The following is a 16,468-nucleotide window of genomic DNA, read 5'->3' as shown; positions in this document are numbered from 1 at the left end:
TATTCAATCGTTCACAATCGTTTTTATTTTAGATTCTAATTCTTTAATTTTATTACTTACATTTATAATGTTATCAACAGCTTTCATGCCAGATATCTCTGCTGTTATTACTGCTTTTGAACCTTGCCTATACGGATATATTTTTATTTCCATTATAGCAAGGCAATCTGGTAACTGCAGGTGATATGTAGAGCCGTAAGGTTTTAGCATACGGTCAAAATTTGCTTTTATTGAGTCAACAGGATAGTTAGAAGTTACTTCAAAATTATGAATAACCCAAGCCGAAGTTAAATAAGAGGCTAGGTCGAACTTAGGAATAGGAAAGGGTAAAATAACGCCATCTTGATAAGTTTTTACTGTTTTAGGGGTGAATGTTATAACCTTATCATTACCTTTATTCAGTTTATTAATATCAATAGAATAGATTAACCCAGAACCAGCTACTCCATTATCCGTTCTTCTCTCCAATTCCATATTAGTTTGATTAAAATCGAGTTTAATGATTTCTCTTTTCGTATCAGTTCCCCAAGTTTTATTGTTAAAAATCAATCCATCAACACCTCGGGGTTCTAAAATATTATTAGGAATTACATAGCTGACTTTAATATTGTCTATATTTTTTACACTGCCCTTTTCTGGAACAAGCTGTATATCATAATCACCCGGTAACGTCATTTTGTTGGCACAAGACGATATAACAAAACATAATAAAATTGAAAAAATTTTAGATTTCATAAACACCTATTAAAATTTTAAGTTGCATTGCTATTAAAAAACTTAATTATTAGTTGCATCCCAAGCCATAAAAAAAGTTTGCATTGCAAGCTTGGCAGCGACCTACTCTCCCGTGCTTTAAAGCAAAGTACCATTGGCGCTGTGGGGTTTCACTTCCGAGTTCGGAATGGGATCGAGTGTTTCACCCACGCTATAACCACCAAGCTAGCAATACAAACTTTTAATGTCGTATTACTTAAATATGTGTATGTCGTTTAATCATGACAACAAGCTTCTAAAAATAAAGTCAAAACAAGCATATAGAACTTATTTTAAGTTTTTGCCATGATAAACGACATTTATTAACAAAGAATAAAAACTTCTGTAATTACTTATACTGATTTGTCCAAAATTAACACTACATACAAAGTGTAAACTCAAAGTTTCAGCAAAATAAAACAATCGAGCTATTAGTACCAGTTAGCTTCACATGTTACCATGCTTCCACACCTGGCCTATCAACGTGGTGGTCTTCCACGGCTCTGATAGGGAAGTCTAGTTTTAAGGTGGGTTTCCCGCTTAGATGCATTCAGCGGTTATCCCGTCCGTACTTAGCTACCCAGCTATGCCGCTGGCGCGACAACTGGTCCACCAGAGGTACGTCCACCTCGGTCCTCTCGTACTAAAGGCAGATCCTCTCAAACTTCCTACACCCACGGCAGATAGGGACCGAACTGTCTCACGACGTTCTAAACCCAGCTCACGTACCACTTTAAACGGCGAACAGCCGTACCCTTGGGACCTTCTCCAGCCCCAGGATGTGATGAGCCGACATCGAGGTGCCAAACGATTTCGTCGATATGGACTCTTGGAAATCATCAGCCTGTTATCCCCGGCGTACCTTTTATCCGTTGAGCGATGGCCCTTCCACACGGGACCACCGGATCACTATGACCGACTTTCGTCTCTGCTCGACTTGTGGGTCTCGCAGTCAGGCTAGCTTATGCCATTGCACTCTAACAGTTGATTTCTGACCAACCTGAGCTAACCATCGCGCGCCTCCGTTACTGTTTAGGAGGCGACCGCCCCAGTCAAACTACCCACCATGCATTGTCCCAAATCCTGATTCAAGGATTCATGGTTAGATATCAAGAATTAAAAGGGTAGTATCTCACATTTTGACTCCACAAAGGCTGGCGCCTTCGCTTCATAGTCTACTACCTATTCTGCACATTTAATCCCTAATACCAGTGCAAAGCTATAGTAAAGGTGCACGGGGTCTTTCCGTCTAACCGCGGGAACTCGGCATCTTAACCGAGAATTCAATTTCGCTGAGTCGATACTGGAGACAGCGGGGAAGTCGTTACGCCATTCGTGCGGGTCGGAACTTACCCGACAAGGAATTTCGCTACCTTAGGACCGTCATAGTTACGGCCGCCGTTCACTGGGACTTCAATTCAGAGCTTGCACCCCTCCTTTTAATCTTCCAGCACTGGGCAGGCGTCAGACCCTATACATCGTCTATTGACTTAGCAGAGCCCTGTGTTTTTAATAAACAGTCGCTACCCCCTGGTTTGTGCCACCTACAACTGGTTGCCCAATTATAGGTCATCTTTCTCCCGAAGTTACAGATGCAATTTGCCTAGTTCCTTCAGCATCGTTCTCTCAAGCGCCTTGGTATACTCTACCTGTCCACCTGTGTCGGTTTAGGGTACGGTCTTAATTGAAGAGTTATTTCCTGGAAGCTCGCAACTAGCATACACAATCCAATAAGCATATACAATTTTTGAACTTCGTCACTTCTTCTTGGTTCAGGAATATTAACCTGATTCCCATCGACTACGCCTTTCAGCCTCGCCTTAGGGGCCGACTAACCCTGCGCAGATTAGCTTTACGCAGGAAACCTTGGACTTTCGGCGAGAATGTCTCTCACATTCTTTATCGCTACTTATGTCAGCATTCTCACTTCCGATACCTCCAGCAGCCCTTACAGGATGCCTTCACAGGCTTACGGAACGCTCCGCTACCACTCATATGTTTACATACGAGTCCGCATCTTCGGTACATGACTTTAGCCCCGTTACATTGTCGGCGCAGGAAAACTTAATTAGACTAGTGAGCTATTACGCTTTCTTTAAATGATGGCTGCTTCTAAGCCAACATCCTAGTTGTTTTGGTTTTCCCACATCCTTTAACACTTAGTCATGATTTTGGGACCTTAGATGGCGGTCTGGGCTCTTTCCCTCTCGACCACGGACCTTAGCACCCATGGTCTGTCTGCTATACTGTACTCACTGGCATTCGGAGTTTGGTTAAGTTTGGTAAGTCTGTTGGACCCCCTAGCTTATCCAGTGCTCTACCTCCAGTGGTAATCATATAACGCTCTACCTAAATAGATTTCGCGGAGAACCAGCTATCTCCGAGTTTGATTGGCCTTTCACCCCTAACCACAGCTCATCCCCTAATTTTTCAACATTAGTGGGTTCGATCCTTCAGTAGATGTTACTCCACCTTCAATCTGGCCATGGCTAGATCACCCGGTTTCGGGTCTAATTCGTCGAACTATATCGCCCTATTAAGACTTGCTTTCGCTACGCCTACACCTAACGGCTTAAGCTCGCTCGACAAACTAAGTCGCTGACCCATTATACAAAAGGTACGCCGTCACGGAATAAATTCCGCTCCGACTGCTTGTAAGCATTCGGTTTCAGTGTCTATTTCACTCCCCTCATCGGGGTTCTTTTCACCTTTCCCTCACGGTACTTGTTCACTATCGGTCGCTAGAGAGTACTTAGGCTTGGAGGGTGGTCCCCCCATGTTCAAACAGGATTTCACGTGTCCCGCCTTACTCTAGGACTTAAAAAAGCGTTACCTATACAGGGCTATCACCTATTGTTGCCAGTCTTTCCATACTGTTCTAGTTTACTTTTAAAAGCCACTTGCCTGGTCCGCGTTCGCTCGTCACTACTAACGGAGTCTCTGTTGATGTCCTTTCCTTCAGCTAATGAGATATTTCAGTTCACTGAGTTTGCCTCATATGGCTATGTATTCACCATATGATACCTGATAAATCAGGTGGGTTTTCCCATTCGGAAATCTCCGGATCGAAGCCTATTCACAGCTCCCCGGAGCTTATCGCAGTGTATTACGTCCTTTATCGCCTTCTAGCGCCAAGGCATCCACCAAATGCTCTTATATTATTTACTTTATTAAAACTTGAGATTACAACGATGTATGCAGAGTTAAATCTGCACAAACAGTATCCACTCACGATATTTTAGTATTTTATCGCGGTGTAGTAATTAGTTTTTATTCTTTATTAACTTTTCAAACAGCTGCAAACTTGCTTAAGCTTGCGTGAGGATTTTTATATAACTAATTCAAATAGCTGTCAACCGATATTTTTAAAAAATCGAGATTTTTATTCAATAAACTAGAAAATCTCTCAGTTTAACGAATACAAAACTTCATAAAATTCTCAACCACTTGCTCTTTAACATAAAAGCACAATCCCTGCTACAAATTTACGTAGTTTATTTACAACTAGGAAAAATTATATTAACAAAAAATAAAATTATACCCTTTATTGTTAATATTGTTCCTCTTAAAGTTGAATATGTAGTCAACACAATATATTAACCCACCAACTAAATACCCGACTTAGGCGGCATATTTTACTTCTTTCGCCTGAAATAATCTTTTGATATGTTCTGGGTTATTTTGCAGAGTCCTTAGGTAAGATTTTAAATTCCCTTGGAGTTCAGATTTTGTAAGAGGTATATGTTTCCTATTTACATTTCTTTTTAAATCGTTGTTTAAATATTCATCCGGATTATGTTGCGGAGTATACGGAGGCAGAAAAAATAAAGAAATTTTCTTTTTATGTTTCCGAGTCCATATTTGTACTTTTTTGCTATGATGAACCTTGAGATTATCTAGGATTAAGAAGATTTTTTTCTTGGAGTATTTTACCAACCTCCGTAAAAATTCTATAAATACATTTGTTTTTAGTGTCTCTTCGTACAGCATAAACCTTAGCTTACCGTTATTTGTAACAGTGGATATCATGTTTATACTAAATCTCTTCGATTTATGAATCACAACAGGGGTTTTTCCTTTTAAAGAATAGCTTTGTAATACCTGACACTCTTGTTTTATCCCTACTTCGTCGCACCAATGTATTTCTGCCTTTTCATATTCTGCTTGCTTGGCTATTGACGGATATTCTTCATCTAACCAAAATTGAACCCTTTTGGGTTGCTGCTCATATGCTAACTTCTTTGGCTTTTGTGCAGTATACCCCCATCTTCTTAAATATTCGCCTATTGTACTTAGGGGAAGAAAAAATCCACAATGTTTTTTGATGAGTGCATTAACTGATTTTCTTGACCATAATGCTGATTTGATATTGTGATCTTCTGGTCTAGAGATATTTACGTACCCTTGTATTATTTTACTTTGATCTTCGGTTATAAGCCTTTTCTCTCCTATCTTTCTACCTCTTAACTTCCCACTAATTGCGTACTTGTCGCCTCTCTTTTCCCTCCTTACCCATTCATTTACTGTCTGGCGACTCACTCCTATTAATTCACCTACCGACGATTGACTCTCTCCTCTTTTTACTAGTTTTAGAGCAATCTTTCTCATCGACGCTTGTGCGCTTATTGATAATTTCCTAAAATCTTCACTTTTTGACATTATTGCATTATACAAATTCCTTCCTTCTTGGCAATAGTTATGTCGGGTATTTAATTGGTGGGTTAATAGCTAAAATAGGAGGTTTGCGATTATGTCAAAAAATAATGATGACCCTATGAAAAAAATTCTTGAACGCCGTCAATTCATTGAGGACGAAAGAGAAGTAGAAGATGATGATCCGCTTCCCGATATCTCAGATAGTACAGAACAGCCTTCCAAGAAAAAAGAGGAAAGAGCAGCTCGGGAAGAACTAAGCTCTCCTATCAAAAAAGGACCGGACACTCCTACTTTTGACCTAGGGGACGCATTACGGAAACAAATGGGTAATTTTAAGATCCCTTCCGTTCCTGAAAAACAAAGCAAGGAATTAGATGGAGAAGATGCTTGGGCAGATGAACCGCTAGAAGAATCAAGACCGGTGGTACGAGAAGAAACAACGGTTAAAAAAGAACCAGGAAAAATTAATGCTAATAGCAGGCTTTTTAGTAAAGTAGCAGGGCTTTTTGGCGGTGGCCAGAAAAAAGAAGAGCCAAAAGTAGAAAAACTTAACCCAGAAGCCATAAAAGCATTAGCAAATGCCAAAGCAGAAGACCTACGCCGAGCTGCAGAAAGAGAAGAATTACCGGGAGAATCAAGAGTTTCTGTAACATCGGCAGAATTACAAAAAGGTTCAGACATACCTATACCTCCTATGATGGAACCACCGCCAGCTCCACCTTTAGAAACAAGAACAACAGTGGCTATGGATGAATCTTCTATACCTTCAGCCGAAAAAAGAAAAGCAACTGTTATTGAAGAGCCTTCTATACCTTCTTCAGAAAGAAGAAAAACAACTGTTAGCGAAATGCCTGCCCCGCCTTTAGAAAAAAGGGAAACCACAGGAAAGGATACGAAGCCTACGAATTTTGATGAGGTACTTAATAAAGCAGGAGTTGTATTGAGTCCTAATGATCAGACACTTATTACCGAAGCTTTTCATAAAGTTGGTATTATTGACCGCGTCCCTAAACGTGACAAACTATTATCAGAGCAAATTGCTTTAACTGTTTCAACAGTTGTAAAAAACAACCCCGAACTACAACCTTTTGTAACTGAAATATGCGATGCTTTTGTGGATAAAGCAAAGCAGGATGCAACACGTACAGCTCTGAATGATAGATTTGGTCAAATCAAATCTGAGTACCAAAAAGGTAGTAAAGTGCCAGAAAAAAGTAATAAAGACCTGGACATAGTAATAAAAGATTTAGAAGAATTACAAGGAGATGTGTCAGGAAAAATTGGCCCTAAAAATGCTAAAGAGCTTGCCAGTAAAATTGACAAGATAAGCCACCTATCGGTGGCAGCTTAAAAGAAGATACCCTTGACCGATAAATATTTATGGAGGATTATAATACTGGTATTTGATTTGTTTTAACTTGAGTTATAAAGACTGAATGTTAGACATACATAAGATAATATATAATTGAGTTATGAGTAACTTGCACTCTGAGCAGCATTTGGTCAATGAATTAGCGGTAAAAACTCTTAAGGCCATTTCTAAAGAGCAAGCAATTCCTTACAGCAGGATCAAAAAGATTTTTTCCGAAGGAGATAAGGAAATAGCCAAGGCTTTCTGGATAATGTTGCGAAAAATATCTCCCAATCATAAGTATAATTCTGTTTACTATTGCCCTGATTGTAAAGAATTTGATTTAGAACGCAAAGGAAGAAAGATTCCTTGGTAAGAAAACATTAACTATAAGTAATTTATGGAAATAGTCGGTAAAGGAATATCTATAAAACATATTTTTCTAGACCGTGGTAATTGGTCTCGATTTCGCTAAAAAATACGGCAAGCTAAGATACGGCATTATTTTCAACGTCACTAAAGTTATATCGTGTGGAACGAAATATTTAGGATTTAAACGTTATAGCTGCCGTGATTGTAACCGCAATAAATCGGTAGCATTCAGCTGTAAAGGTAGGTTTTGTTCTCGTTGTGGTAAGAAACAAACGGATCAATGGGTGAGTAAGGCTAGCAATGTTCTACCAAAAACACGATGGCAGCACATTACATTTACAATGCCGGACTCTTTATGGCCGATATTTTGGCTCAATCGTGATCTGTTTGGATTGATTTCCGGTATTGCAGCAGGAATTATTAAGGAGATAGCTACAAAGAAAAATCTTGTGGTTGGTATATTTACTGCCTTACACACTTTCGGTAGAGATTTAAAACGCAATGTTCATATCCATTTATCGGTTACTTGCGGCGGTATAAATAGCAAAGGCAAGTGGCAAAAATTATTTTTTCCTGCCGAACCTATTAAAAAAATGTGGAGACATAGAGTCCTTGAGTTATTTCGCTTTCAATATATCTCAAGTAATTTGAAGTTGCCGTCCGCATATCAAAATGCTGAGAATTTTAATAACTGGATGAGTAGTTTATACGAAATCAGTTGGTATGTTTATTTACAAAAACCATCGGATGATCATAAACGCAACATAGAATATTTAGGGCGGTATATAAAACGCCCCCTATTTCCGAGACAAGAATAGAAAATTACGACGGAAAGCAGGTAACGTTTAAATTTCTTGATCACTATAATAATACAATTGATCGCATAACTATGCCCGTGATGCAGTTCATAGCTAGTCTGATTATGCATATACCAGATCGTTATTTTCGAATGATTAGGTATTACGGTTTTTTATCTAATAGAACTAGGGGCGTACAATTACCTATCGTATATAAGGCAATTAATCAAATCGTTCATAAGAAAACTAAGCTCATTAGTTGGAGATTAATGATTTGGTTGAATTTTAAAATAGATCCTCTGTTTTGCTATAATTGCAATAAATGTATGAATCTGCGGCAAGTTTATTACGGTTTATCTCCGCCATTGTTATTAATAAGAACCAATGAATTATTATCAACGCCTAGATAACATCATTATGGCGAACACTTCTTTCACGTCTTGGCCACATAATTTGTAAAACTGAACCTATTTTTAGATAGATTCTGGCAGAGATTTTTGTAAAAGTGTTGATAATTTCTAATATTGTGGCTGGTAACTACATATTTATTAAACGAATTTTTAAAAAGCTGATTGATGATTTTTCTGGTTGCAAATTTTGAATTTCCTATACTATAAAATAAAAGAAGATTACAATACTAAGTCCGGAGAAGAACAAACTAAAACCCTATATCAGAATTTACAATCATTAAAAGATTGGTCTTCTGAAAAAGGAAAGGAAACAGCCGATAAATCTACGTGGAAAAAAATAGGTACAGTTATTTCTTCTTGTATGTCTCTTGTTGCAGCAAAAATTGCAGGTAAAGAAGTTGAAACTATAAAAAACAACTTAGCACAGGCAATGAAAGAGCTAAAAACTCAGGGTAAAAAAGAGGTAGCGGAAGGGTTGTCAAAGATTAATACTAGGGCAGCTGAGAACCAAAGAAGTAGGTAAAGAACCCTATAAGGTGAATTTACCTATTGGCAACGAAAGGGGAATAATATTTCTCTTCGTTGCTAGATACTTTCTACACTTTTTTACAAATTATAGTATAAAAAGTCACTAACAGTTTTAGGATGCTTAAATAGCTCCACATCTATACAACTCAATTTTATTAAAAAAATATGCTTTTTCAATATTTAGTTGAAAAACCAAAAAAGAATAAAGTACTATTACATTTGAACAATCCTCCGAAGAAAACAAAGGGAATAAAATTATGAGTAAATACGTTTATGAACAATTCGTAACTCCAGACCAGCGGGAAAAAATGACTAACGATGCTTCCGGAGTAAGAAAAACTTACTTTGCAGCTGGTAAGCTTGATCCACTAACCCCAGAAAAACGCCTTAATACTCTATACTCTGCTATAAGAGATGTAGAAGGCGACGAAACTCATCCTATAGTTAAAGCGCTAAAAAACTATATGTTAAGCAATGGATCTACCCAAGAACAAATCGATGATATATTAAAACAAGGAACTGCAGCTTACGAAGCTAGCAAGGAACAACCTAAAGCTAAGGTAGAAAAAGGGATCAGCGTTCCCCTAGATCGGGCAGAACCTTTTTCACCTCTAGGTGTACCAACAAAAGTGAATTCATCGGAACTACAAGCACCAGTAGTTAGTAAGCCACAACCTGGCGAGAAAGGTTTTACCTACCAACGCGTAGAACTTTTCCATCAATTTGAAGGAAACTTACTTACAACTTATATCAAAGCTAACCCATCAGGGTACGCTCGAGATTTACTTTCCGAAAAAACTAGAGACGAACAAGCTAATATTTTATATTCTGCCCAAAGGGGGGGGGACAGTAATGTAATTAACGCACTGGAAAAACATTTAATTAACGAAAAGGTTTTTAGCCCAGAACAGATAGAGAGCATAAAAAGGGCCGCAAATCAAGCAGAGTTAACAATAAGCCGTGAACAAAACGAAATAACAGCAGCTGTAGAAAGAGGAGTATCTCCTATTATAAAGAATAACGAAGGAAGAAACCCCGCAGAATTGCCACTAGTTCCCTTTAACGTAGATAATCCAGAAAAATCTCTTGTACTTGCTTCTAAGTTAGAAAAAGGTAATAAACTCACTTTTGATGAGGTACTTAGTAAAACAGGAGTTGTATTGAGTTCTAGTGATCAGGTGCTTATTACCGAAGCTTTTCATAAAGTTGGTATCATGGACATAGCCTCTAAACGTAACGAACTATTATCGGGGCAAATTGCTTTAACTGTAGCAACAGTTGTAAAAAATAACCCCAAATTACAACCTTTTGTAACTGAAATATGTGACGCTTTTGTTGATAAAGCAACGCAGGATGCAACACGTACGGCTCTTAATGGTAAATTTGACCCACTCAAATTACAATATCAACAGCAAAAGAAAACAGAAATAGAGGAAGAACTCCCTTCTCCAGACACCAGGCCACGATCTAATGCTTTAACAGGACGCAATGATGCACGAGCTCCTAAAGTAGAAGAAATCGAAGCACAGGATAGTATAATTTCAGTAAGCACTACAGAGAAAGGACCATCTAAGGTAAAAGTACTATCTTCTAGCGAGGTAGACCCTATAACCGAAGCTATTCGTAAAGAAATTCTGGCAGAACAACAAAAATTAATAAAAGTTCAAATCGCTCTTAGTAACCCATCTGTAAATGCTATGGACTCTCAGCGATTTAGAGAGTACTTAACTTCCGATCCAGGAAAAGAGGAAGCAGCCAAGGTTTTCGCTAAACCAGAAATTCAAACAGCTCTTAATAAAATTGAAGTTGAAGGCTATAAAAAAGTTCATGCTGAATTCAGCGATAGTTTTAAAAATGTTAACTGGACACCAGATCAGGTTGTTGCCGCAGGACAACCAAAAACGAAAACCTCCGAAATAACAAATGAAGATGGCTTAGTTGTAGCTAAGATAAAGGAAACAACGCACGATATAGCTCCATTAGCTGTAACGCTTGATAATGGAGATAAGGTTAACGTCAAAAGTTACAGAACCATAGATTTTCCAAAAGAGCTAGAAGCCGGAAAAGGACCTCTTCACTTGTCCATGGCAGTAAAAGATCAAAACGGCAGAAATATTTCTGAAAAAGAGGCCGTTTATTTTACTGCCCACTATGATGAACAAGGTAAGTTAACTGAAATAAGCTCGCCTATACCTGTTAAATTTATGGGTAATGACGATAAGGCAGTAGGTTATATAGAGCGCAACGGTAAGGTATATACCTTACCGGTTACCCAAGGCAAATATAAAGAAATGATGAAAGAGGTAGCCAAAAATCAGGGAATGGCCGTAGATTTGTCCCAAGAAGTTGCTCAAGAGGCTCAGGACCTTGCATTAACCAAGGAAAAATCTAGAACTCCAGTACTAGAAAGAGATGAAGAAGCTGTACAGCCTCAGAAAAAGACGGGAAGATCTGAGGATTCAATCGCCCTACCTGAAACTGATGCCATTCCTCTCCAAATGGTTTCTGTTCAGGGGACCGCTCAGGACAAAACTACTGCAATTGACAATATGCTAAGAGGCGTAAGCCCAGATAGGATAGTGGCAACTTTAAAAGACCAAGTAGCAAAAGGTGGAAGCGAAGCGGTTGGGTTAATAGTGGAAGCTACTAAAGAGGGCAGAACCGGAGACCATCCAGGAGTTCATACATTAACAGCTGCGCAATTTAAAGAAGTATATGAAACCGGTATGAACGCTGCCAAGGTCATTTCAGATAAACGTGCCCCCGAAAAGCAGACCAAACATGCAGAGGACAGCATGAGAAACATACACTCTGCTTGCAATAAACTCACTAAGCCAGCTGCTGTTGACCCTGCCGATCATATGCGCGCTAAGAGATTACACGACAGAAATTTTGAACTAAAAAACCTACAGAGAGGTCGCTGAAAAAATTAGTTAATGGCTTCAGCTAATTATAAAAATATAGTAATTTGAGGTGAATGAATCTACAACTTCAATTACTATATTTCTACAAGCTAAATTTTTTGAATTTAGAATTTAACCTATGTGATAAAAAATAAAAGAATAAAAGGTAATGCCTCTATTTTACAGATGAACATATTAAAAGGCAATATGTTCACTAAGTGTGCCAATAACTTTATCATGAATATCAACTGATTTAGAAAAGCAAATGGTCTTTTACGGGCAAGACTTTTGCATCTCGTCCTAAGGTTTAAATTGCTCCGTTCTATCCGCTGAGTATATCTTTTACTAATAATGTACTTTTTGGAGTCTAATAACCTTGCATAGCTCCCCCACCCATCAGTAAAGTAAAAAGTAACCTTGGAATTTTCCAGTTTCTGAAGTAATGATTCTAATGTGCTGTCACACCTTGTGCCAAAAGTATAAGTAACTACTTTTAACGAAATCTTATCCAGAGCATACCAAAACCACCTTTGTTTAGCTTTGTTCTGTACATAAGACCATAGTTCATCTATTTCAGGAGCAATAATTACTTCAGTTGTGTTGATAGAATGATTTGCCGTTTCTAATACTAGACTTTTTTAAAATACGGATAACCGTATTGATACCTGCTTTTAATACTCTGACTGTATCCCTAACGCCAGAGCCGTTAATTGCCATTTCTACTATCTGCCCCTTTACTCCAGGCTTAGATGCATTATTGATATAGCCCAGCTGAAAATATCGATTGCATTGATTACACTGGTATCGTTGTTGTTTTCAAATGAAATACCCTGCCTTTACTACTTCTCCGGTCTTATTACAATATCTATACTTAACATCTATTTTGCCATAACACTTAAAACTTCTTTTGCTATTAGTCTTTAAGCATTCTAGCATATTTCTACCAATCCTGCAAAATGGAGGCCTTACCTAAATTTCTAGCTTAATATATAAACTAGCTATACTCTTGCAATTGTTACAAGTTTTACGCTCCCTGCTTTTCCCCTTTTTAAAATTTTGGTGCATTCAGTAGTTGTTGCTCCTGTAGTTATTACATCATCAACGAGCAAAATAACTTTGTCTCGAATATTAAAGTTCTTATTAAGCTCGAAACTGCCAAGAATGTTTTGTGTCCTTCCTTTTTTAGCTAACCCTACTTGATTTTTTGTTAGTCTTTTCTTGATTAACAGATTTGGAAGAAATGGTTTAGCAAGTTTCTTAGATAGTTCCTGAGCGAGAATTTGAGGAGGGTTATAACCCCGAAAAATGCGCTTAAGTTTGTGCATAGGTACTGGGTTTATGACATCAATATCTTTTAAATCTTCTGAAAATCTATTATTTATCAGCTTAGCAAATAATTTTGCTAAACTTGTTTTATCATGGTATTTAAAATTGTGAACCAGTTTTTTGGTTTCTGGTGAGAACTCCAGTAAAGTCCTTATCATATCAATTTTAGGCCGAGCAATGACACAGGCAGCACAAATATTAACTTCACTAAAATCCACTTCGAATTTTTTGCAACAAATAAAACAGTAAGGTTTGTTTATAAAGTTAAATTTTGGCCAACAAGAGCTGCATATACCTTCGCCGGTATCTGTAAGGTCATTACAGGTAGAACACCTAAAAGGAAAAATCAACCACTTTCATCTGAGAGATGAAAGTTTGATCTTTGCGACTAGAAGTCGCTTATCAAGCTAAAGCTCATTCTAGCCTAATATTTGAAGTAAAGTCGGTCTCATGAGCGTCAGTGTGTTTGTTGATATATTCGTTAATCATATCATCTGTAACATTACCGCTAGTTGAACTGAAGTATCCTCTGCCCCATAAATGTCTACCCCAGTATTTCTTTTTTAGTATCGGAAATTCTTCCTGTATTCTTTTAGATGATCTTCCCTTAGCTTTCTGAACAAATTCACTAATTTTAATATGCGGAGGAATATTTGCAAATATATGGACATGGTCGCTTGATACAACGCCATTTTCTATCTTTATACTCATTTCCTCAGCTACCTGTAACACTAGTTCCCGAACACGTTTTTTTATGTCGTAAGTAAGTACCTTATAGCGATATTTCGTTATCCATACTATATGATAACGATGATAAAAAACTGAATGTGATCTTTTGTTATAGTAAGTCATAGACTTATGATGCTACCGCATCATGGCGCATTAGACAAGCTAAAGCTTTTCCATCTGGAAGATGGAGGTTTTCACCACCAAAGGGACTATAAATTTGATTACCTTATTAAATAAACCTGGTATATCCAAAAACTCAAATATCACTTAAAAATTGCTCCATTTCAGCAATTGTTGAAATGTTAGTAACTTTAAAGTTATGAGGTGTTTTTTTAGCAAGTCCTGATAATACCTTACCCGAGCCTATTTCTACCAGCTCTTTTATCCCAAGACGATTTAATTCATCCATAGTTTCACGCCACCGGACGGTGTCACAAATTTGAGAAATTAGATTAGAACGAATTTCATCTGGAGAAATTGTTTGCTTGGCTGTTACATTTGCTATCACGGGAACAGCCGGAATTTTTATATTTGTCTGCATTAGAGCTGATGACATAGGCTCTTCTGCAGGCTTCATAAGAGCAGAATGAAATGGCGCACTTACTTTAAGTTTAATAGCTTTATAACCTAAATCTTTTAAAACCGATAGCATGTAGTTAATATTTTCATCATGACCGCTGATAACAATTTGTCCTTCTACATTATCATTGGCGATCTGACATATTCCACCAACGCTAGAGAAATCTAATAATTCTTGTAACTCTTTCAAGCTTATTCCTATACATGCAGCCATTGACCCCTGCCCTTGTGGAGAGGCTTGTTGCATGGAAGTACCTCTTATATGTAGTAATTTTGCTGTATCCTCCAGCGATAAACTTTGAGCTCCACAGAGAGCGCTATATTCCCCAAGTGAATGCCCCGCTACGAATGATGAAAGTTCGTTTGTTTTTTTGCCTGATTGTTTTATAATGACCTTGAGTATTGCTATAGAGACTGCCATTAGGGCTGGTTGGGTGTTTTCGGTAAGGGTTAGCTCCTCGATTGAACCGTTAAAAATAATGTTGCTTAGGGGATAACTTAAAACTTCATCGACAATTTTGAAAACAGATTTTGCTTCATCGAAGTTATCATAGAAATCCTTTCCCATACCAACAATTTGAGAACCCTGTCCAGGAAAAATGAAAGCTCTATTCATGTATGGACCTCCCCGATAATGCAAGAAATAAATAATATTAATAGCAAAAAAATCAAAATGCAGTCATGTATCCGACTTATAGTTAAGTAAATAGTTCTATTAAATCATTTACTCTACAGCCCTGATGGAAATTCGCCACTTACAAACTTAACATAATCATAATATCGGCTTCGTGTTTGAGCCCATGAGTAAAACAGTTTTTTTGTAAGTATAAGATTTGTCTTATTTTGCCATCAATGTTTATCACCTCTCGCATATTCCTGAAATTATAGTAGCTACTTGAGTAAATAACACCATGTCACTTACCCCTAACTACACACTTTATTCTCTACATAATCGTTACCTGAGCTTAGCACTGCAAATACAATTCTGGCTAATTTATTAGCTACAGCCACAACTGTTTTGTTATGCCCACTCCTGTCATATAAATTAAACATCCATTGTGCAAATTTGCTATAATCTTTTTTAGCTTTCTGTGATTCAGTAGTAAATCTTAGTTTTGTATTAAGTACAGCTCTTGCTCCTTGAATTAATAATGTACGTAAGTATATATCACCTCTTTTACTGATTCCAAGCAGCTTCTCTTTACCACCACTAGAAGCTTGTCTTGGCACTAATCCAAGCCATGCGGATAATTGCCTACCATTCTCAAAACAACTACCATTCCCTATAGATGCTATCAAGGCAGTAGCTGTAATTAAACCTATACCAGGTATAGCAATTATTTGTTGATACTTATCTAATTCACTAGCCATTATTTTTAGTCTACTTTCTAAGCATTTTATTTTCTTATCATTCTCGATAAATTCCTCTTTTAAATCACTGAAAGTTTGCTGACTTATTGGACTTAATTTCCCGCTGTCTAGAACCTCTGTTAACTTTGATGTAATTTTATTTATACCCTGAGGAATAATGATTCCAAACTCATGTAATAGCCCTCGGATCTCGTTAGCAAGAGCAGTACGATTTTTTACTAATCTAGCCCTTACTCTATGAATTGATAAGATATCCTGTTGTTCTATACTTTTAATCGGAACAAATCTCATATTTGGTCTTGATACGGCTTCACATATTGCTTCTGCATCAGCTTGGTCGTTTTTATTAGTTTTTACATATGGCTTTACAAATTGTGGCGCCATTAATTTTACCTCGTGCCCTAGTTTGCTAATTTCTCTAGCCCAATAATTAGCACCTCCACAAGCTTCCATACCTACTAAACATTTAGGTAAATTAGCTATAAAAGTTAATACCTGATCCCTCATTAGTTTTTTCTTCAACACAGTCTTGCCATTTTTATCTACACCATGAAACTGAAAAATTCTTTTTGCTATATCAATACCTATTGTAGTAATATTTGTCATGTGGACCTCTCTATTGTTGTTTAGGATTCATTTCCTATTCTAGAACAATAACATTTGTTATAGATTCTGTATACTAGGGTAGGTCCA

General features: G+C 37.5%; 12 protein-coding genes, 2 rRNA genes and 1 pseudogene. 5 read left to right on the top strand and 10 right to left on the bottom strand.

The features are described from left to right. Positions 1-3: 3 nt before the first annotated feature. From N3Z16_RS05910 to N3Z16_RS05895, 4 genes are all read right to left on the bottom strand, one after another. Positions 4-675: a hypothetical protein gene (locus N3Z16_RS05910; protein ID WP_282485777.1), complete on the bottom strand. Its 672-nt coding sequence runs from the start codon at positions 673-675 to the stop codon at positions 4-6. Positions 676-824: 149 nt separating this feature from the next. Further along, positions 825-939: ribosomal RNA gene (gene rrf, locus N3Z16_RS05905) — 5S ribosomal RNA — on the bottom strand. A gap of 224 nt (positions 940-1,163) precedes the next feature. Next, positions 1,164-3,921, bottom strand: a 23S ribosomal RNA gene (locus N3Z16_RS05900). 453 nt (positions 3,922-4,374) lie between these two features. Beyond that, positions 4,375-5,412 carry an IS630 family transposase gene (locus tag N3Z16_RS05895; RefSeq protein ID WP_282485609.1) on the bottom strand — a complete coding sequence of 346 codons (1,038 nt, stop codon included), beginning with the start codon at positions 5,410-5,412 and terminating at the stop codon, positions 4,375-4,377. A 91-nt stretch (positions 5,413-5,503) separates the two neighbouring features. Between N3Z16_RS05895 and N3Z16_RS05890 the strand changes: the two genes are divergently transcribed. The 5 genes and pseudogenes from N3Z16_RS05890 (at position 5,504) to N3Z16_RS05870 (ending at position 11,791) form a co-directional block, all read left to right on the top strand. Then, positions 5,504-6,760: a hypothetical protein gene (locus tag N3Z16_RS05890; protein ID WP_282485776.1), complete on the top strand. Its 1,257-nt coding sequence runs from the start codon at positions 5,504-5,506 to the stop codon at positions 6,758-6,760. Positions 6,761-6,881: 121 nt separating this feature from the next. Further along, positions 6,882-7,136, top strand: coding sequence for a hypothetical protein (locus tag N3Z16_RS05885; RefSeq protein ID WP_282485543.1), 255 nt, complete (start codon positions 6,882-6,884; stop codon positions 7,134-7,136). Between the two features lie 73 nt (positions 7,137-7,209). Continuing rightward, positions 7,210-8,339: pseudogene (locus N3Z16_RS05880) on the top strand (IS91 family transposase). A 187-nt stretch (positions 8,340-8,526) separates the two neighbouring features. Continuing rightward, complete coding sequence (locus N3Z16_RS05875; protein ID WP_282485775.1) at positions 8,527-8,862, top strand: hypothetical protein; 336 nt, start codon at positions 8,527-8,529, stop codon at positions 8,860-8,862. A gap of 262 nt (positions 8,863-9,124) precedes the next feature. Beyond that, complete coding sequence (locus N3Z16_RS05870) at positions 9,125-11,791, top strand: Sca4 family protein (protein ID WP_282485774.1); 2,667 nt, start codon at positions 9,125-9,127, stop codon at positions 11,789-11,791. A gap of 116 nt (positions 11,792-11,907) precedes the next feature. On the opposite strand, the gene N3Z16_RS10990 is transcribed toward N3Z16_RS05870, so the two are convergent. From N3Z16_RS10990 to N3Z16_RS05845, 6 genes are all read right to left on the bottom strand, one after another. Next, a complete protein-coding gene (locus N3Z16_RS10990) occupies positions 11,908-12,375 on the bottom strand; it encodes an IS1 family transposase (RefSeq protein ID WP_410519642.1) in 468 nt (155 codons plus the stop codon). Then, on the bottom strand, positions 12,362-12,532 hold the full coding sequence (locus N3Z16_RS10985) for an IS1-like element transposase (protein WP_410519641.1): 171 nt from the start codon (positions 12,530-12,532) through the stop codon (positions 12,362-12,364). Before N3Z16_RS10985 ends, N3Z16_RS10990 begins: the two co-directional genes overlap by 14 nt. Before the next feature lie 236 nt (positions 12,533-12,768). Continuing rightward, a complete protein-coding gene (locus tag N3Z16_RS05860; protein ID WP_282485773.1) occupies positions 12,769-13,446 on the bottom strand; it encodes a ComF family protein in 678 nt (225 codons plus the stop codon). Between the two features lie 64 nt (positions 13,447-13,510). Further along, complete coding sequence (gene tnpA / locus N3Z16_RS05855) at positions 13,511-13,948, bottom strand: IS200/IS605 family transposase (RefSeq protein ID WP_282485546.1); 438 nt, start codon at positions 13,946-13,948, stop codon at positions 13,511-13,513. Between the two features lie 133 nt (positions 13,949-14,081). Continuing rightward, positions 14,082-15,020 (bottom strand): ACP S-malonyltransferase, encoded by a 939-nt coding sequence (gene fabD, locus N3Z16_RS05850; protein WP_282485772.1) that lies wholly within the window; start codon positions 15,018-15,020, stop codon positions 14,082-14,084. A gap of 308 nt (positions 15,021-15,328) precedes the next feature. Further along, a complete protein-coding gene (locus tag N3Z16_RS05845) occupies positions 15,329-16,381 on the bottom strand; it encodes an IS110 family RNA-guided transposase (RefSeq protein ID WP_282485577.1) in 1,053 nt (350 codons plus the stop codon). Positions 16,382-16,468: the final 87 nt, after the last annotated feature.

It is taken from the genome of Candidatus Megaera polyxenophila (assembly GCF_029982035.1).
Lineage (GTDB): Bacteria > Pseudomonadota > Alphaproteobacteria > Rickettsiales > Rickettsiaceae > Megaera > Megaera polyxenophila.
Note: the sequence above shows the minus strand (reverse complement) of the source record. Positions and strands in the feature narration are given on the sequence as shown.

Coding starts and splice junctions, on each gene's coding strand:
- N3Z16_RS05885 (WP_282485543.1), top strand. CDS start 6,882: ATGAGTAACTTGCACTCTGAGCAGCATTTGGTCAATGAATTAGCGGTA.
- N3Z16_RS05845 (WP_282485577.1), bottom strand. CDS start 16,381: ATGACAAATATTACTACAATAGGTATTGATATAGCAAAAAGAATTTTT.
- N3Z16_RS05910 (WP_282485777.1), bottom strand. CDS start 675: ATGACGTTACCGGGTGATTATGATATACAGCTTGTTCCAGAAAAGGGC.
- N3Z16_RS05895 (WP_282485609.1), bottom strand. CDS start 5,412: ATGTCAAAAAGTGAAGATTTTAGGAAATTATCAATAAGCGCACAAGCG.
- N3Z16_RS05890 (WP_282485776.1), top strand. CDS start 5,504: ATGTCAAAAAATAATGATGACCCTATGAAAAAAATTCTTGAACGCCGT.
- N3Z16_RS05870 (WP_282485774.1), top strand. CDS start 9,125: ATGAGTAAATACGTTTATGAACAATTCGTAACTCCAGACCAGCGGGAA.
- tnpA (WP_282485546.1), bottom strand. CDS start 13,948: ATGACTTACTATAACAAAAGATCACATTCAGTTTTTTATCATCGTTAT.
- fabD (WP_282485772.1), bottom strand. CDS start 15,020: ATGAATAGAGCTTTCATTTTTCCTGGACAGGGTTCTCAAATTGTTGGT.